The organism is Xanthomonas sp. SHU 308, from assembly GCF_000364645.1.
Classification (GTDB): domain Bacteria; phylum Pseudomonadota; class Gammaproteobacteria; order Xanthomonadales; family Xanthomonadaceae; genus Xanthomonas_A; species Xanthomonas_A sontii.
This window is the reverse complement of record NZ_AQOK01000111.1, coordinates 1-17,005: the sequence shown is the minus strand read 5'-3', so window position 1 is coordinate 17,005 and position 17,005 is coordinate 1. Positions and strand designations below refer to the sequence as shown.

16 protein-coding genes are annotated in these 17,005 nt (G+C 61.9%); 12 read left to right on the top strand and 4 right to left on the bottom strand.

What is annotated here, in order from left to right; translation table 11 throughout:
* Positions 1-71 precede the first annotated feature (71 nt).
* Positions 72-1,457 (bottom strand): S1 family peptidase, encoded by a 1,386-nt coding sequence (locus D588_RS0105130; RefSeq protein ID WP_232764226.1) that lies wholly within the window; start codon positions 1,455-1,457, stop codon positions 72-74.
* A 365-nt stretch (positions 1,458-1,822) separates the two neighbouring features.
* Between D588_RS0105130 and D588_RS0105125 the strand changes: the two genes are divergently transcribed.
* The 11 genes from D588_RS0105125 (at position 1,823) to D588_RS26995 (ending at position 11,700) form a co-directional block, all read left to right on the top strand.
* A complete protein-coding gene (locus D588_RS0105125) occupies positions 1,823-2,200 on the top strand; it encodes an RAQPRD family integrative conjugative element protein (protein WP_043083498.1) in 378 nt (125 codons plus the stop codon).
* Complete coding sequence (locus D588_RS0105120; RefSeq protein WP_017915206.1) at positions 2,197-2,439, top strand: TIGR03758 family integrating conjugative element protein; 243 nt, start codon at positions 2,197-2,199, stop codon at positions 2,437-2,439. Before D588_RS0105125 ends, D588_RS0105120 begins: the two co-directional genes overlap by 4 nt.
* A 41-nt stretch (positions 2,440-2,480) precedes the next feature.
* Positions 2,481-2,861 carry a TIGR03745 family integrating conjugative element membrane protein gene (locus D588_RS0105115; protein WP_087963658.1) on the top strand — a complete coding sequence of 127 codons (381 nt, stop codon included), beginning with the start codon at positions 2,481-2,483 and terminating at the stop codon, positions 2,859-2,861.
* 273 nt (positions 2,862-3,134) lie between these two features.
* The gene (locus D588_RS28145) at positions 3,135-4,586 is read left to right on the top strand and encodes a hypothetical protein (protein ID WP_017915204.1); all 1,452 of its coding nucleotides are present in this window, start codon (positions 3,135-3,137) and stop codon (positions 4,584-4,586) included.
* Complete coding sequence (locus tag D588_RS26385) at positions 4,534-5,583, top strand: PoNe immunity protein domain-containing protein (RefSeq protein ID WP_198526729.1); 1,050 nt, start codon at positions 4,534-4,536, stop codon at positions 5,581-5,583. The genes D588_RS28145 and D588_RS26385 overlap by 53 nt, the downstream gene beginning before the upstream one ends.
* 473 nt (positions 5,584-6,056) lie before the next feature.
* A complete protein-coding gene (locus D588_RS27655) occupies positions 6,057-7,283 on the top strand; it encodes an ABC-three component system protein (protein WP_026143400.1) in 1,227 nt (408 codons plus the stop codon).
* Entirely contained in the window at positions 7,280-7,759 is a 480-nt protein-coding gene (locus tag D588_RS27650) for a three component ABC system middle component (RefSeq protein ID WP_148829076.1), read from the top strand. Before D588_RS27655 ends, D588_RS27650 begins: the two co-directional genes overlap by 4 nt.
* Positions 7,756-9,783 carry a DUF3732 domain-containing protein gene (locus D588_RS0105095; protein WP_043083493.1) on the top strand — a complete coding sequence of 676 codons (2,028 nt, stop codon included), beginning with the start codon at positions 7,756-7,758 and terminating at the stop codon, positions 9,781-9,783. Before D588_RS27650 ends, D588_RS0105095 begins: the two co-directional genes overlap by 4 nt.
* Before the next feature lie 642 nt (positions 9,784-10,425).
* Positions 10,426-11,088 (top strand): dienelactone hydrolase family protein, encoded by a 663-nt coding sequence (locus D588_RS0105090; RefSeq protein ID WP_017915200.1) that lies wholly within the window; start codon positions 10,426-10,428, stop codon positions 11,086-11,088.
* An 8-nt stretch (positions 11,089-11,096) separates the two neighbouring features.
* Positions 11,097-11,504, top strand: a complete 408-nt coding sequence (locus D588_RS0105085; protein ID WP_017915199.1) for an HIT family protein — start codon at positions 11,097-11,099, stop codon at positions 11,502-11,504.
* 28 nt (positions 11,505-11,532) lie between these two features.
* Positions 11,533-11,700 carry a DUF5668 domain-containing protein gene (locus D588_RS26995; RefSeq protein ID WP_003467495.1) on the top strand — a complete coding sequence of 56 codons (168 nt, stop codon included), beginning with the start codon at positions 11,533-11,535 and terminating at the stop codon, positions 11,698-11,700.
* A 79-nt stretch (positions 11,701-11,779) separates the two neighbouring features.
* Here D588_RS26995 and D588_RS0105075 read toward each other — a convergent pair whose 3' ends face one another.
* From D588_RS0105075 to apbC, 3 genes are all read right to left on the bottom strand, one after another.
* The gene (locus D588_RS0105075) at positions 11,780-12,307 is read right to left on the bottom strand and encodes an RDD family protein (protein WP_017915198.1); all 528 of its coding nucleotides are present in this window, start codon (positions 12,305-12,307) and stop codon (positions 11,780-11,782) included.
* 40 nt (positions 12,308-12,347) lie between these two features.
* The gene (dcd, locus tag D588_RS0105070; RefSeq protein WP_010340509.1) at positions 12,348-12,920 is read right to left on the bottom strand and encodes a dCTP deaminase; all 573 of its coding nucleotides are present in this window, start codon (positions 12,918-12,920) and stop codon (positions 12,348-12,350) included.
* A gap of 130 nt (positions 12,921-13,050) precedes the next feature.
* On the bottom strand, positions 13,051-13,902 hold the full coding sequence (apbC, locus tag D588_RS0105065) for an iron-sulfur cluster carrier protein ApbC (protein ID WP_017915197.1): 852 nt from the start codon (positions 13,900-13,902) through the stop codon (positions 13,051-13,053).
* A gap of 396 nt (positions 13,903-14,298) precedes the next feature.
* Here apbC and D588_RS0105060 point away from each other — a divergent pair, with 396 nt between their 5' ends.
* On the top strand, positions 14,299-16,296 hold the full coding sequence (locus D588_RS0105060; RefSeq protein WP_026143398.1) for a prolyl oligopeptidase family serine peptidase: 1,998 nt from the start codon (positions 14,299-14,301) through the stop codon (positions 16,294-16,296).
* The last annotated feature ends 709 nt before the right edge of the window (positions 16,297-17,005 follow it).

Genomic DNA, 17,005 nt, shown 5'->3' with positions numbered 1-17,005 from the left:
ATCCCAATGTGGCTGAAATGAATGTCGATACAGCCTAGTGGTAGAGCCGGTAGACGTGCGGCATACCGGAATCAGTAAAGCCGTAGGCCCAGGTCCACGATCTTGCCAATCGGACTGAAAACCAGCGCGCCGCACCGGCCAGGTTCGACGCCCGCATAGGAAGCGCTTTTGACGATGCCGTAGGCAATATTTCCATAGTGGACCGGCCCGCCACTGTCACCACGAAAGCACGCCAAGTCGTCCCCCACTACCACCTTGTAGGCCAGGGGGTCACAGACCTGTCCGTTGCACTCCTTACTGCTAAAGCTCGCCGTGCTACTCGACACGACGCCGCACGTCCAACCGGTCTGCAAGCCCCTGTGGCATACCCGATCTCCAGCTACGGCGGCTGCGGCGGAGAGGATCGCCACGCCGCAACTGGAACAGGTGTCCCTCGCAAAGACTTCTCCAAGTGGGCGGTAGCCCAGAACTGGGAAAGAAAACCATGCCAAGTCGTGTGTCGCGTCGAAAAGCCGGTCCTCGTAAGTCAGCTTCGCAGTGACCTGTGCGCCGCTCGACGCATCCGACCAGTTGCCGTACATGAGGTTCTTGCCACAGTGCGCCGCGGTGACCAAGCCCCACTTGGTGTTGTCTTTGTTCCGCACGATGAAGCCGCCGGTGCACTGGTGCTCGTTGTCCAGATTGAGGATCTGCGAGCCGCCCCGCACATAGGGGGACTGGGTCGTTGCCATTGGCGCACTCTGTGTCGGCAGCGTTGAGCTGGACGATGGCTCGGGCGACTCTTGTGGTTCTGATTCCATGGGGCCCGGCAGGAACTTGAACCTGACAGGCACGCCGAGCTGACGACTCAGCGTTGCGTTCTCGGCTTCGTAGGCAGCTTGCTCCTCCGCAGGGACGAACACATAAAGCACGATCGCAGCATCCACCTCATCGATACCAGTGCCCTGCAAGCCGGGCACCTGCTCCTGTAGGTGTGCTTGGTTCGACGCCAGGATGGCGCTGATCTCGTCCAGCGTCTTGCCGGACACCAGCGTGAACTTCACCGGGATGGTTCCGTGCGCCGTGGACAACTCATGGATAGCGGGTAGCGGACCCTGCTTGAGTCGCAGCACGAGCTTGAACCCGTCGCGGCTATCGTCCCAATACGAGGTATCGAGACGGTCGGCGTAGTCCGCTTTGAAAGCCTCGATCTCCGACCGGGCAAGCACCTGCCTGAGCTCCAGGCGCCGCGAGGCTTCCGCTTCAGCCACGTGATTGTCCTTTGCGTAGCTGCGGGAGATGACCTCCAACTGGTCCAAAGGCTTGGCATCCTGGGCCTGGGCAGTACTGGACAGCGCTATTGCGCAGGCTGCGACGAAAAGCCACGTGTATCTCATCGTTTGATCCTCCTTGAATTTTGTTCCTGAAGGGCAGCTCCATGTATTTTTCTTGTCGCGGATGCCTGTGTCAAACGACACAGAGCTTGCATTCCAGCGTCCTTTTTCCCTAGATTTCCGACGCTATCGAGGTCGGATGGCATGGGCAACACATTCGTTATTCACGTGATAACGGTAGACCCCTAAAACGTCTTCCCATCCGGCTCGGCTCCCACCAATCGCCCCGAGGCATTCACCGGCAGGGTCAGAAGCCCTGACCCTTCGGTGCAGCACATCCCGACCGCGAATGCATGCTGCCTCAGGATTCCTTGGTGCAACATCCAGGAACGCGCAACCAGCACATCGCGTCATGACCCTCAATGCGGTGTAAGCCACGTCCTCATTGATGGCGGCGCCCATCCGTGCGCCTGCGCAGCATCGAGTCTCCCCACAGCAAGGAGACCGACATGACCTCGCGTGCCACGGCCAGCCACGCCGCATCCCCTCGCCTCCCCCTGTCCGGCGTGCTGGCCGTGGCACTTCTTTGCGGCACGACATCGGCTCGGGCCGACGGCGCCCTTGAACGCGAGCGGTTGGCAGGGGCACAGCGTCTGCTCGACCAGGCAGACCGGCTCGCCGCCACGGCAGCTCCTGCCGCTGCCCCCGAACCGTCCCGATACCACTTCGACTACGCGCGCCTGCACGACGACGTGCGCCGCATGCAGCCGGGCGTCGCCAGCTATCTGGTCCCGGTGCGCGCGCAGCCGCGCGACCCGTCCGCACTGGCAGGCCAGTACACGCGCGACAGCGCGCCGAGACCGGCACCTGCGGAGCAGCGGCGATGACCGCGACCGCGGACCGGCTCGCTGCCTTCCAGGCCAACGGCGGGTTCCCGGCCTCGGCCGTCGCCGATGTCGTGCTGGGTTTCGTGTTCGCCGTGCTGCTGCTCTGGGGCGTGTGGGCCATGCGCGCCGCCTACGCGGGCTGGGCCGAGCAGCGCTTGTCGCAGCGCCAGTTTCTCGCGGTGGTTGTCCGCTTCCTCGCGCTGTACCTCGTGCTGACCTTCCTGCTGCTTTCCCGCTAATCCCGCCTTTCCCGAGAAATCCGATGAACCGAGGACCTGCCATGCAAGCATCCACCCTCCCCCGACGTCGCGCCACGCGCACCGTTCCCATCCTCGCGACGGCCACCCTGCTGGCGATAGCGACACCCGCGTTCGCGGTCGGCCTGCCCACGATGGAAGACCCGTCGCGCGGAGCCGGCAAGGGCATCCTGCAGACGCTGCAGAACTATGGCTACGACATCGTGCTGATCGTCGCGCTGCTCGTCGCGCTGCTCGTCGTGGCTTCCATGTTCGTCGGCGTCTGCTATCACGCCTACACGCGCTACTCGGAAATCCACACCGGCCGCGCCACCTGGGGCCAGTTCGGCCTGACCGTGGCCGTGGGCGCGATGCTGCTGGTCGTCGGCATCTGGCTGCTCACCAAGGCCACGGCCATCCTGTAGCAGCGTGCCCATGGCCCCCCAGGACCAGCCAAAACCGGCAGCCGCCGCTACTTCAAGGCCGGCGAAGTCATGCCCGTCATCGAAGGCAGCGCCTACGGTGAGACTTTCTGGCTCTGGGACACCAATCAAGAAGCGCCCACGCTCTGAGATCACAGCAAGCCTTGCCACTCGCCCTGCCCCAGCCTCCCGGGCTGCCAGCGCGGGGGCTTCAACAAAGCCGGGACCGATGAACTCGTCAATCTGGGATTCGCGGCATTCGGGGCCATTCCGGAAGTGGGCAGCGCCTTCAAGACGGTGTTCAAGCCCCTGTGGCGGGAACGCCGCGCCGCCAAGGGCACCGTCCACAGCGGCTTGCAGGCCGTGGAAGGCTTGCTGGGTCTGGGCAAAGGAGGAGCCATCCGATGGGTGCGCCAGGAGTTGCTGGGCAAATGGGGCCCCAGGACCCAGGCAGCCATCTCGGAAGTCGATACGGCGATGGGGGCATGTATCGAACTCATGGAGTTCATGGCCACCGCCAGCGGCTGGAAAGATTGGCTCATTCCCGACTCCGTGCAGCAACTGGCACGTGACCTGCTGCCGGGCATGCGAAAGCTGCGCACGCAGATCAAGGCGCAGCTGGAGCGGGCCAGCAAGGAGATCCGGGAATTCCTCGAAGACCTGCTGGGCGAGCAGGCAGCCGCTGTGGTCATGGCCGTGGGCCAACGCGCGGCCATGGCCTCGGCCACACCCGGCACGCGGACGCGCACCGGGCACAACGCGGCGGACATCCAGCCCCGCGGCCATATCCCCGCCCGCCAGCCGGCGAAGAAAGTCGGCGGCCGGGCAGAAGCCGATGCCCGCAAAGGCGGCGGCCCCCTTCACGCTGCCGTGCAGGTCACGCGCAAGGCCTACCAGAACATCGCCAAGCGGCAAAAGGGACTGATCGGCGAGCACATGGCCGATTACCACGAACTCAAGCGGCTGGGCGGCCACTGGCCGCACGATCAACCCAGCGATCATTGGGCACCCGAGCACATCAGAAAGCTCAATGTGGACCAGCGTCCCGTCAACCTCAGCGAGGCCGACCTGCCGAAGCTCAACCACGCAGGCATCGATGCGGTCTGGCAGCATGGGCAAAGCTACCCCGTCACGGAGGCCAAGGCCCGGGAGAGCATCGCTGCCGCCTATCGCCTGGGGAAATTCCTCACCGGCAAAGGCGCGATACTGAAAGTCTCGGGATTGAACCCCAGCCAGGAACTGCTGCATTACCTGCTCAGTGATAGCAGCGACAAGCGGGGGGTGGAATTTCGGATGGTGCAAATGTCTAGGGAGTGGGTGGCTGACCGGGCTCCAGGAGAAAAAGTCGGACTGTCAGCCACAGCGGCCTTGCGGAGTAAACGTTGCACCCGCCGCGTTCTGCTCATCAACTTTGAATCCGATGGGGCTCTCGATCATGCACAAGCGCTCACAGAGCTTTACACCTCCAACAAATCGGTAACGGAATTACACCCCCACCCTACTCACGGCATTACTCGGGAATGGGCCAACACTGATATTGACGCCGTAGCCAAAGCAAGAGAGAAGGCTCGCCCCACCAACATCACGAAGAGCCCCAATGAAGTACCAACCACAAAAAACAAAAACAGCCGCCCCCTCGCCCAAGATAACCAGAGCCAGCCAAACAGGAAAAAAAATGACTGCAGAAGAATTTCGCACCAAACGCAGGCAGAAGTTTTTGAGTCTTGAATACTACAAACTCAACCTTAAAGCGCTTGCATTCCTTACGGAAGAACTTAAAAAGTCGATTCAAGAGCAAAAATCACTTGGCGACTTAGACCCCTATGGTGAAGGCGGAATCTTCAAAGACACGCTCAATCTCCTCAGAATTCATTACACAGCAGGCCGGCCCATAAAGGAAATCAGCCCAATCTACACCGAAGTCATTCAGGCGCTTGGCAATTGGCACGATGCCTACCGCGAATACATAAGGGCTCTAGCCCTAGAATCCGGGGAGGATCTCCGCAACGATGGCACGCCATTAGAATTCGAATATTTTTACCATTTCCAACTTGCACTGGATGTTGTGAGCCTGGGCGTCTTGCTAGGTGATGGCGATGCCCTAAGAAAGGTTGCGAAATGGACCCAAAGCTATCGTCACACCGATTTGCTCTATGAATTTTTGATTGACCCCGCGCTGCCTGACTCCAGTGAAACCGGGGAATACTTCCACACCAAGCCATACGATCCACTGATCGACGCGCTTTATCTGGACGAAGAACCGATTGAGGCAAGCAAGAAGATCAAAGAGTACCTGGACGGCTGGTACAAGAGCTTCGAGGGTGCCCCTTGGCATGACGGTCATCTAAAGGGCGTCGAGGGGCAGTACATGCCCTACTACGGCTACTGGTCCTTCGAGGCCGCCGCCATCTGTGTCATCAACGGCATCGACGACAGCAGTTTCCGCGACCACATTCTTTATCCCAAGGATTTGGCGGATTGGGCACGCGCCAACGACTCGATTGCACGCCTCAAGCCTGGCGCCTCGGCCCTCGGGCTCCAAGGCAGCGCGGGTCGTGTGCCCGGCGGCCAGCCCTGCCCCCAGGCCGGCTGGTGGCACACCCCAGCCAAAACCGGCAGCCGCCGCTATTTCAAGGCCGGAGAGGTCATGCCGGCCATAGAAGGCAGTGCCTATGGCGAAACCTTCTGGCTGTGGGACACCAATCAAGAAGCGCCCAAACTTTGAGTGCCCCTGCCGGTAGAGGACTCTGAAACAAGAGCCACTCTTCATGGAACTGAACCTCCATGACGAATGGCTAATGCCAGTCCCCGGGGTGCCCTACCGGGTGGTATCCGACGATGGCAGCACGCAGGAAGGCACGCTATGCCCGTCTGGAAAGCATTGATGAGGATGAGCAGAAAGCGCTCCAGGCAAAACTAGGAGCGGAGCAGCCATGACCACTCCTACGGCAGCAGGCGTCTTGACATCGAGCGAGCAGTTCCATCTCGGGGTTGGTGGGAGTACTTCTAGGGCGAAGCCATCGGGTGTATCCCCGTAGCAGAAGCCGAGGCAAACTGCTACTGGCAACTCGCCATTCAGAACATCGAGGCCGTGGTCTGACTTAAACCAAACAGCCTCTTGGAATCCCGGGACGATTCATTAAGGTATGCTCAAATAGCATGCCCCACGTTGAGAGGGCGTCGTGTCAGGGGGAAGACATGAGTTCTGGGACTAAGATCACAGGAAATGATCACTCCGCTATCGATGCGGCTTTGGGGTTTTACTATCAATCGCTATATGGACTGCTAGCCGCTGTCAAAGCTGTTGAAGACGACGCCACTGTGTGTTTGGAGCGTTTAGACGATGTGGAGATTGTCCTAAACGGAAAATCGCTACTGGTTCAGCTCAAGCACTCCCTGAGCAAAAAGCCGAAGGGAGTGAGCCTTGCCTCCGTGGCCCTCTGGAAGACACTCAGAGCATGGATCGACGTGCTACCGAAGCTAAGCCTTGACGATACGCGCTTCCAACTCGTCACTGTGGCGCCTTTGCCGCCGGGGAGCGTCCTAGCGCCTCTGCTTGATGAAAAGAGCTCACGCAGCGATCTCTTGAAATGTCTGGAAGCAGAGGCCAAACGAGTGATAGATGAGCACGCTGCAGCTGAGGCAAGTGGCAAGAACCCCTTGCCGCACGTCGAGAGACTACCAGGCTGTTCTGCCTTTCTCGCTCTCCCGGAGACGACCCGCAACAAGCTCCTATCGAGGGCGACAATCCAACCTGCTGCGCACGACATCAATAAAATTCAACTCGACATCACTAGCGCGCTTACGAACTTCCCTCCGGACCAGCGTGAAGCAATTTCGCAGCGCCTCGTGGAGTGGTGGGACCTGCAGATCGTTTACTCGTTCTGCGGCAAGAGGGAGCGATTCATCACCAGACTTGAGGTCCTGCAGCGATTGCTCGAGATTGCCGGCGAACTGGCACGCGAAGAACTGCTCGCCGACTTTCAGTTCCAGTTCCCACCCGATGACCACAATCCGCCGTCAATGATCGCCACGCAGCTAGAACTCGTGGGCTGCACTATGTCAGAGATTCAGTCAGCGCAACACGAAGAATGGAAGGCAAGGTCCCAGCGCCACAAATGGATGACTGAGCGAATGGACATGGCCGTACGTATCGATCGATACGACAAATATCTGGTGCAGGAATGGAGATACCGACACAAGCCGATGGCCGAGCAGCATCATTTGGCCGCGGAAGACGAGAAGCGCGCTGCTGGGTTGGGGATCTTTAAGTGGTCATTCTTCCAAGCCCACAGGGAAGTCGATCCTTTCGCTCAAAACTGGAACTCCTCCTACTACGTGCGCGGCAGCTATCAAGTGTTAGCGGTTGAGCAAAGCGTTGGATGGCACCCTGACTACGTGACTTTATTGAAGGGCTGTGCATGATCGCTGCTCGCGATGTCTTCGCCGAGACAAATCCAGCATTCTGCGGCGCGGTGCTAACACAGTTTTGCTTATCCTACCAAGCGGCACGGCCTGACGTTCGCCCGGCAGTCGCATTGGTCTACCTAGTCGTACCCCTAGCAATTTCGGAAGACTTGGCGCCAACCTTTGATGGCTGTAACCATGAGACAGGGCTCACCCTATGGATGAGCCGAAACCCTACGATTTCAGTCGACTTGGCAAAGAAGGTCAACTCGACGCTAGAAATCACGACCATCGCCATTCGCTTTGGCTGCATCGCCGGCATCTTCAAACTCACAGCGGACGGCAGCGTTGAGAGTACTCGAAAAACGTTACCTGCAGCAGTGACAACCGGCCTGACTGGTGCTTCATTTAAGCGGGCACGCCTGCTGGGGACTTGGATGGCCGGCATGGGCTCGCCCAGGTCCGTCTTGGAAGTATTAGGAGTTTCCGTATGAAACGATGGAACATCGCCAGCGTCTTCTTCATCGGTGAGGAAGGCGCTTTCCGAATCATCGAATTGGATGCTGACCGTGTGAACATCATCACTGGCGCATCTGGAACGGGCAAGTCGGCGATCATCAAAGCATTGGACTATTGCCTGGGATCGTCAAAGTGCCAGCTTCCCGTCTATGTGAGGCGCCGCTGCGTCGCTGTGGGAGTAAAGTGGATAAGAGGTGCCGACGAGATGATCTCGTGCCGCCAAGTCCCGCTTGTCGGCAAGGCACCAAATTCCTACATGTATGTGACTACGGGAAGAAACCTAAAGGTTCCTCACTCTGTGGAGGAGTTTGAAGGCAGAGGACTGGTTGCAGTCAGCAAGACCAGATTGGGAGAGGCCTTCGGCATTGAGACGATGCCCGCAGAAGACTCTGAGCAGCCCGAAAGAAATTCACTTGACAGACCGTCAGTTCGCCAGTTCACGCCATACATGTTCGTCACGAAGGAGGTGATCGATAGCGAGACGGTGCTGCTTCACGGGCTTGACGACAACCGCAAAGCCCCGCCCATCATCTCGACGATGCCCTACTTCTTGGGCGTGGTGACTGGGTCAACGGCGGCGGCCGAGCGTCGCCTTCGACAGGCACGCAGAGCTCTGGAGATCGACACTGCTCGTGAAGAAGCCCGTGTCGCAAAGGACAGCTTGCTAAAGCAGAGATCTCGGATACTGCTGGGTGAAGCGCAGCAACTTGGACTCATTGAGCGTACGCCCGAAGAAGCTGACGAAGCCATCCTTATCACCATGTTACGTAGGGCAGCTTCGCCAGCAGCTCGACCGCTGCAGTACCCAGGGGCTGACCAGCTTGACTCACTGCAGGAGCGCCGCCAAGCCACACTGAAGGAGTTGAACCAGACAAAACGCAAGCTTCGAGCGCTGGCCATCACTGAACAGGAATCGTTGGACTACGAAGCTGCAGTAGGAACCCAGTACCAGAAGCTCCGGATTGCCGAGCACCTCCATCTGATGGACGTGCCCAGGAAGTGTCCAGTCTGCGACTCCGAAACGGACGCTGGCGCCGAGATCGCCGTCGCCATGAGGCAATCACTCGAGACAATTCGTGCTGAGACGAGCGCAGTCGGGCGTCTCAGGCCACAGATCGGCGAGGCGTCGGATCAGTTGAGGAAGCGAATTGAAGAGCTCAGCGGACTGCTAAGGGAACTCGATGCTGGAGTCGCGTCCGCGCTGAGCCAGATTGCTGAGGCCAAGCAATTTGCCGACCTTGCTCAGTTCCAATCCTTCTTCCGCGGCAAAGCGACATACTTCCTTGAAACCGTTGACGACCAGCTTCTGAAACCATCCAAGGACCTAACTAAGCAGCGAGATGAAATTGCCGAACTAGAAGCGAAGGTTGACGCTGACAGCCGACGAATCCGCATGCGTCGGGCCGAAGCGGCCGTCTCACGGTACGCCTCCGAGGTTTTCTCAAAGTTGCCAAAGGTTGAGCCCTGTGTTGATGCAGAACTTATCTTCTCGGCTCGCGAGCCTTCCATCTCTGTCATTGAGGCCGTACCTGAACGTGCGGTGCTCTCGATGGCGGATCTAGGTTCGGATCAAAATTGGCTGGCAGTTCACGTCGCGCTGGCGTTTGGACTGCAAAGACACTTCGAGACCGAGCGAAGGCCCGTACCAGGTGTCATCGTCCTTGACCAGCTCAGCCGGCCCTACTTCCCCAATCAGGATCGGGATGCCGATAAAGTTAACGACGACGGGGATGAGGATGTCGCCGAGGTCGACGCTGACTTAGATGAGTCCCGACCGGATGAGATCTCGATTTCTGATGACGAGGACTATGTGGCCATGCGACAGCACATCGACTTCCTATTCAAAGAGGTTGAAGCACGCAGCGGCTTGCAAGTACTCCTGCTGGAGCATGCCTACTTTCCGTCGGATCCTCGCTACGTGTCAGCGACGAAGGAGCGCTGGACCAAAGCGTCGGGCGAGGGCCTTATCCCTCGTGACTGGAAACGCCGGTCTGCGTAGCTATCGAGCGCCCACCTTCGCGCCTTGCAGGCTGACATTCGTGCACTCGTGAGGGCGCAGGCATCACGCTTCTGCAACTGCGACTGCTGGAGGGAGCGATTGATCTCCAGGTTGAGCCCTAAGGCTACTGTTTCGGCATGCCTGTGGGCGCGACCACTCCGAAGATACGACCCGCCTCAACGCCCTGGAAGCCCGATTCGGCTATGGGGAAATGTTCGAGAACGACTCAACCTTTAGCAGGGAAGCGACCCGCCAGGCCCACTACTCTGCGATAGGGTTTCTAGGCGAAAAACCAACACCAGCGGCACCATTTCTTATCGCGTTTGAGCAATCACAAAAAGCCGTCAAGCCCGTCGGCAATCAGCTCGTCAGAGCGCTACGAATGCTCAGCGACACGCTTACAGCACCGCCCGCCAACAGGTATAAATAGACTTGCTTTTGGGCAGCCGAGGCTGACGAAGCCGACTTTGGGGGTCGCGAGAGACATTGGGGCCGGGGTCCGGGGGCCTGGGAGAAATACAGCGCGCGAAGTATACCGGGCCGGGGCCGCCGACGCGGCCCGGCCGGTGTGCGCCCGCTCACCCCGGCTTAGCCTGGGCCATGGATAATCCGCCGCTTCCCCCACTCCACAGGATTCCCCGCATGGGCCACTGGACTACCCTCGACACCGCTCACGGCCAGGTTTCCGCCTGGCACGCCCTGCCCGAGGGCGCGCCGCGCGGCGGCCTGGTCGTCATCCAGGAGATCTTCGGGGTGACCGACTACATCCGCGAGGTCGCCGACCGCTACGCCGCCCACGGCTATGAGGTGCTGGCGCCGGCACTGTTCGATCCGGTCGAGAAGGACGCGCAGCTGGCCTACGACCAGGACGGCGTGCGCAAGGGCCTGGAGCTGGTCGGCGCGCTCGGCTTCGACCGCGCCCTGGACATCGTGCAGGCGGCCGCGCAGGCGCTGGCGCCGGCCGGCAAGGTCGGCACCCTCGGCTATTGCTGGGGCGGCAGCGTCGCGCTGCTGTCGGCGCTACGCCTGGACCTGCCCTCGGTGAGCTACTACGGCGGCCGCAACACCCAGTTCCTGGACGAAACGCCGAAGGCGCCGGTGCTGTTCCACTTCGGCGCGCAGGACGGCAGCATCCCGGCCGAGTCGATCCAGCAGCACCGCGAAAAGCTGCCGCAGATGCAGACCTTCGTGTACCCGGCCGGCCACGGCTTCGACCGCCACGTGGACCCGAACCACTACGACGCCGACAGCGCCGAGCTCGCCCGCGAACGCAGCCTGGCGTTCCTCGCCGAGCACCTGGGCTGAGCCGCGGCGTGGCCGACTTCGTCCTCGACCCGCGGCTGCAGGCCGACAGCGCGTTCGTCGCCGACGGGCCGCTGTCGCAGGTGCGGCTGATGGACGACGCGCGCTTCCCCTGGCTGCTGCTGGTACCGCGGGTGGCCGAGGCCAGCGAGTGGATCGACCTGGACGGCGGCCAGCAGCGCCTGCTGCTGGCCGAGATCAACCAGCTCTCGCAGTTGCTGCGGCAGCAGCCGGGCGTGCACAAGCTCAACATCGGCGCGCTGGGCAACGTGGTGCGGCAACTGCACGTGCACGTGCTGGGGCGGCACCCGGACGATGCGGCGTGGCCCGGCCCGGTGTGGGGCAGCGGCACCGCACAGCGCCTGCCGGCCGAGGAGTTGCAGGCGCGTGTTGCGGCGTGGCGCCAGCGGCTACGATAGGCGCCCTTTTTACGGAAGCCGCGCCTCCATGAAATCCAATGTGATCGCCGCCATCGTGCTGATCGTGATCGGCCTGGTGTTCCTGGCCAACAACCTGGGCTGGACCAACTTGAGCCTGGGCCGGCTGATCGCCACCTGGTGGCCGGCGATCCTGGTCGCGGTCGGCGTGGGCATGCTGTTCGGCCGCGGCAAGTAGGTGGAGCCGGGATTGGGGATTTGGGAGTGGGGATTCGCCTGGGCGATCCCCACCCCGCTACTGCGTCGCGACCGCTGGCTCAGCGGCGGACGTTGACCACGCGGGTGCCGGCGATCAGGTCGTGCAGGCAGCGCTTGTCCTGGCGGAAGATGAACAGCGCGTCCACCAGGGCGTAGATGCCGCCCACGATCGGCACCAGCGAGATCGCCTGGGTCGACAGATAGCGCAGCACGATCAGGCGCCAGAACGGCGGCTGCCCACCGTCCAGGTCGGCGATGCGGATCCACAGCAGCTTCTTGCCCCAGGTCTGGCCGGTCTTGGCCAGCGGGTAGCCCTGCACCAGCAGGAAGATCACCATGCCCAGCACGCCGTAGCCGAGGGTGGTCAGGAACGGCACCTGCACGCCGCTGCGCGCGGCCTCCATGACCTTGCCGAAATAGCCGGTCAGCGCCGCCACCGGCAGGAACGTCGCCAGCGAGATCACGCCGTCGATCAGCGCCGCGCCGAGGCGCTCGCCGCGTCCGGCCAGGGTCTCACCGTCGGCGATGCCCGGCAGCGCGGGCGGCAACGCCGCGTCGGGGGCCTGGTAGGGATTGGGGTCGTTCATTGCGCGCTCCTTGTGCTGTCGGAAAGAAGGGAGTGGGAGATCAGGTCTTGGGCAGGGTCACGCCGGTCTGGCCCTGGTACTTGCCGCCGCGGTCCTTGTAGCTGGTCTCGCAGACGTCGTCGGCATCGGACTGGAAGAACAGCATCTGCGCCACGCCTTCGTTGGCGTAGATGCGCGCCGGCAACGGCGTGGTGTTGCTGAACTCCAGGGTCACGTGGCCTTCCCACTCCGGCTCAAGCGGGGTGACGTTGACGATGATGCCGCAGCGCGCATAGGTGCTCTTGCCCAGGCACACCACCAGGGTGTCGCGCGGGATGCGGAAGAATTCCACCGTGCGCGCCAGCGCGAAGCTGTTGGGCGGGATGATGCACTCGTCGGCCTCGATGTCGACGAAGCTCTTGGGGTCGAAGTGCTTGGGGTCGACGATGGTCGAGTTGATGTTGGTGAACACCTTGAACTCGCGCGAGCAGCGCACGTCGTAGCCGTAGCTGGAGGTGCCGTAGCTGACGATGCGCTGGCCGTCGACCTGCTTGACCTGGCCCGGCTCGTAGGGCGCGATCATGCCGTGCTGTTCGGACATGCGGCGGATCCAGCGGTCGCTCTTGATGCTCATGGGGGGTTCCTGATGCCGGTGGCGGCGGCCGCAGCCTGCGCGCCGGGAGCGCGGCCGACCGATGGGGCCGGCCGCAATGACCGGCGATTCTACCGGTCCCAGGGCGTTCGCGGCAGGCGCCGCGCGCCGCTCAGCCCAACGCCGCGGAGATCGGGATGGCGGCGCGCGGACGCTTGCGCAGTTCCTCGGTCAGGCGCTGCGCGGTGACCAGGTAGGCCTGCGCCGCGGCCGAGTCCGGTGCCGCGGCCACCACCGGGGTGCCGGCGTCGCCCTGCTCGCGGATCGCGATCGCCAGCGGCAGCGACCCCAGCAGCGGCACGCCGTACTGCTGCGCCATGCGCTGGCCGCCGCCCTCGCCGAACAGGTGCTCGACATGGCCGCACTGGCTGCAGGTGTGCACCGCCATGTTCTCGACGATGCCCAACACCGGCACCTCGACCTTCTCGAACATCTTCAGCGCCTTCTTCGCGTCCAGCGTGGCGATGTCCTGCGGGGTGGTGACGATCACCGCACCGGCCACCGGGATCTTCTGCGCCAGGGTCAGCTGGATGTCGCCAGTGCCGGGCGGCAGGTCGATCAGCAGGTAGTCCAGGTCGTCCCACAGGGTGTCGGCGAACAATTGGGTCAGCGCCGAGGTCGCCATCGGGCCGCGCCAGATCATCGGCGTGTCCTGGTCCACCAGCAGCCCGATCGACATCGCCTCGATGCCGAAGGCGCGCATCGGCTCGATGCTCTTGTCGTCCGGGCTGTCCGGGCGTCCGCTCAGGCCGAGCATGGCCGGCACGCTGGGGCCGTAGACGTCGGCATCGAGCACGCCGACGCGCGCGCCCTGGCGCTGCAGGGCCAGGGCCAGGTTCACGGCAGTGGTGGACTTGCCCACCCCGCCCTTGCCGGAGCCCACGGCGATGACGTTGCGGATGCGCGGGTGCGGGGCGAGCTTGGGCTGGACGGCGTGGGCGGGGAGACGCGGGCGATCGGTCATCGGAAAACTTGTCAAAGGGAATGGGCGAACATCTGCGCAGTGCATTGCACGACGGCAAGCAGAGCGCGATGCCCAGGGGTTTTTTTATCCTACGACTATACAAGGGCGGGCCGAGTGGCCGGTCGCCGCTTTGCCGGAATGTGCGTCCTCCTGAAGTCCGACCGGTTATGGATCACATCGACGCGCCACAGCGGCGTGCTCAGCATTGTCGACCGCAAGGCAGGACGAACGGCACTCCACGTGCGCTTGCACTCGCACGTAGAGTGCGGGCGGGTCAAGTTCTGCTATATTCACGTATTGTTCATTTTTACTTACCTGCGACAGTTGTTTAGTTCGCTCATTACTGGGGAATGTTGCATGACAAGAATTCACTCGACGTGGCATTGGAGCCTTGCCTTGGGGGTTTCCGCGTTGCTGGCGAGTACGGCGGCGCACGCTATCCAACCGATTCCGATCGAGGACCTGGCACGCCTGCCCGCGCTTCAGTCGGTCACGATGAGCCCCGACGGAAAACATATCGTGGGCCTCATTCCGTCGCCGCAGAATCCGGATGAGACCGCCCTGGCCACATGGGACACGTCGGCGCTGTCCAAGGGACCCACCGTGGTCACCCCATCCGGCGACAAGATGAAGTTCATTTCCGCGTTCGCCCTGAAGTCGGACAAGATCCTGACCGTGGCCCGGCAAGAGTGGACCGGACGTCTCGGCGGTTGCGGCGAAGGAAACTCCTCTGGTTCCACCCGTACCTTCGTCTCCAAGACTTATCTGACTGGCGACGACCAGAAGGACTTCAAGGAGGCGTTCGCGGACAATGCGCGGAAGATCGGCGTCAGCGCTGATACGCAGCTGTGCCTGGAACTGAGCGGCACCGCATCGCTCGTGGACATGCTTCCCCTTGACCCTGATCGGGTAGTCATCCAGCAGTTGAGCGAAGTCAGCCTGTCGTCCAACTATTACCTGTACAACCTGAAGACCGGGCAGACCGAACTGCTGTTCCGCGGCGACTCGCGCGCGGTGCCGTCGCTGTTCGACCATCGCAACGGCAAAGTGCTGGCCAAACAGCAAATCGACGGGGCCGGCGGCGACTATGAACAGCAGGTTCTGCTGCTAGACCCGAAATCCGGGCAATTCTCCGTGCATGCGCCGCTGACCACCAAGATCACCTCGCGCAATGTGGTGGACGTGCTGGGCATGGACGACGCGACCGGCAAGTACTACATCCTGACCGACCAGTTCTCCGACAAGGCGCAGGTGCGTCTTTACGACCCCGCGCAGCGCAAGTACGACGCCGACCCGGTGGTCGCCGATCAAAACTTCTCCATCGCCGGGCTGATCTTCGGCACGCAACCGAGCAACTTCAACAAGGTCGTCGGCTTCACCGTGGACGGACCCTCGCGCCAGTCCGTGTACGTGGACCCGGCCCTGAAGTCGATCCAGGACAGCCTGAAGAAGGCCTTGCCGGGGCAAAGCATCACGCTGGGTTCCTACACCGACGACCTGTCCAAGGTGTTCTTCACCGCGCAGAGCGCCGACCAGCCGCCCAGCTATTACCTGCTGACCGACAAGCAGACCGTCACGCCGCTGGGAAGCTCCAGACCCTGGATCGGCAAAAACGGCTTTTCCGTGGAAGAACGCTGGGTGACCTATACCGCGCGCGACGGCCGCAAGATCCCGGCCATCCTCGACCTGCCGGCCGGCTGGAAGCAGGGCGACCCGGCCGGTCCGGCGGTCATCAATCCGCACGGCGGCCCGTGGGCGCGCGACTACATGGGCTGGGACATGTCCGGCTGGGTGCCGCTGCTGACCTCGCGCGGTTACGCGGTACTGCGTCCGCAGTACCGCGGCAGCCAGGGCCTGGGGCGTGACCTGTGGGTCGCCGGCGATCGCGAATGGGGCCAGAAAATGTCCGACGACAACGACGACGGCGCCGCATGGCTGGTCTCGGAAGGTTATGCATCCAAGGACCGAATCGCGATCTTCGGCTATTCCTACGGCGGTTTCGCCGCGGCTGCGGCCACCGTGCGCAAGCCATCGCCCTACCAGTGCGCCATCGCCGGCGCACCGGTCACCAACCTCGGGAAGTTGAGCACCTCCTGGAGCGATAACCGCCTGCAACGCATCCTGCAGGGCAAGACCCTGAAGGGCATGGACCCGATGCAGAACACCGCCAACGCCACGATCCCTGTGCTGTTGTTCGTCGGCGACCGCGATGTGCGTACGCCATCGTTCCATGCCAAGGACTTTTACGAGGCGGTCAAGGACATCGTTCCGGCCAAGTTCGCGCTGATCCCGGACCAGCCGCACAGCCTGCCCTGGTATCCACGCCAACAACGACAGACCCTTGGCCTAATCCAGGACTTCCTGAAGAACGACTGCGGCCCTGGCGGTCTCTGACCCATGAAGTACGACGCCGCCAGGGACATCGCGCCCTGAGCGGCCTCTACGGCCAGCCCAAGTGCGCATGCGCCGAGGGTCGTGCGCCAGACAGCCCTGGGGGAAGCCGACCTGCTGTGACATGAAACCACCGCGCAACGTCGTTGCGCGTCGCCTGACCGGCGACGTCATCAAAACCCGACAGCGCCGCGCCACCTTCGCCCAGGTACGCGCGTGAACCCTGTGATCGCGGAACGAGGAAGACTCCAGCGGTCAGCCTTCTTTGGCCTTGCCTCATACATGCAAGCCCTCGTTGTTCGCGCCTCTTGCAGACCAACGAACAACTTCATGAATGCGTTTAAAGACATGCCCTGGTTCGCGCCACACACCCGTGGGCGCATGGCGCACTCCAAGCACAGCACTCGGAGAAGGTCGCATGCGCGTGGGGGCTAGTTCCCCTGCCGATCGAGGTGCACCGCGGAACCTTGCCCGCAGCGAACATGCCGGGAGATCATCAAAATCAACAACTTAAACACGAAACGTATTGCTCGCCAGTACAGCAACGATGTCACGACCATATGACATAAATTTGCTTGTTCAGCGGTTGTTGCACATTCGCCTCGGGAGCATTACATTCGGTTAACCACACCGTAACAACTGCTTCACTTCTTATTTAACTAGGGGAGTAAGAAAGGAATGTTCAGAACTTCGTCCGACGGGTTGCGGCGGG

Coding starts and splice junctions, on each gene's coding strand:
- D588_RS0105075 (WP_017915198.1), bottom strand. CDS start 12,307: ATGAACGACCCCAATCCCTACCAGGCCCCCGACGCGGCGTTGCCGCCC.
- D588_RS0105125 (WP_043083498.1), top strand. CDS start 1,823: ATGACCTCGCGTGCCACGGCCAGCCACGCCGCATCCCCTCGCCTCCCC.
- D588_RS0105120 (WP_017915206.1), top strand. CDS start 2,197: ATGACCGCGACCGCGGACCGGCTCGCTGCCTTCCAGGCCAACGGCGGG.
- dcd (WP_010340509.1), bottom strand. CDS start 12,920: ATGAGCATCAAGAGCGACCGCTGGATCCGCCGCATGTCCGAACAGCAC.
- D588_RS27655 (WP_026143400.1), top strand. CDS start 6,057: ATGAGTTCTGGGACTAAGATCACAGGAAATGATCACTCCGCTATCGAT.
- D588_RS27650 (WP_148829076.1), top strand. CDS start 7,280: ATGATCGCTGCTCGCGATGTCTTCGCCGAGACAAATCCAGCATTCTGC.
- D588_RS26995 (WP_003467495.1), top strand. CDS start 11,533: ATGAAATCCAATGTGATCGCCGCCATCGTGCTGATCGTGATCGGCCTG.
- D588_RS0105095 (WP_043083493.1), top strand. CDS start 7,756: ATGAAACGATGGAACATCGCCAGCGTCTTCTTCATCGGTGAGGAAGGC.
- D588_RS0105115 (WP_087963658.1), top strand. CDS start 2,481: ATGCAAGCATCCACCCTCCCCCGACGTCGCGCCACGCGCACCGTTCCC.
- apbC (WP_017915197.1), bottom strand. CDS start 13,902: ATGACCGATCGCCCGCGTCTCCCCGCCCACGCCGTCCAGCCCAAGCTC.
- D588_RS0105090 (WP_017915200.1), top strand. CDS start 10,426: ATGGGCCACTGGACTACCCTCGACACCGCTCACGGCCAGGTTTCCGCC.
- D588_RS26385 (WP_198526729.1), top strand. CDS start 4,534: ATGACTGCAGAAGAATTTCGCACCAAACGCAGGCAGAAGTTTTTGAGT.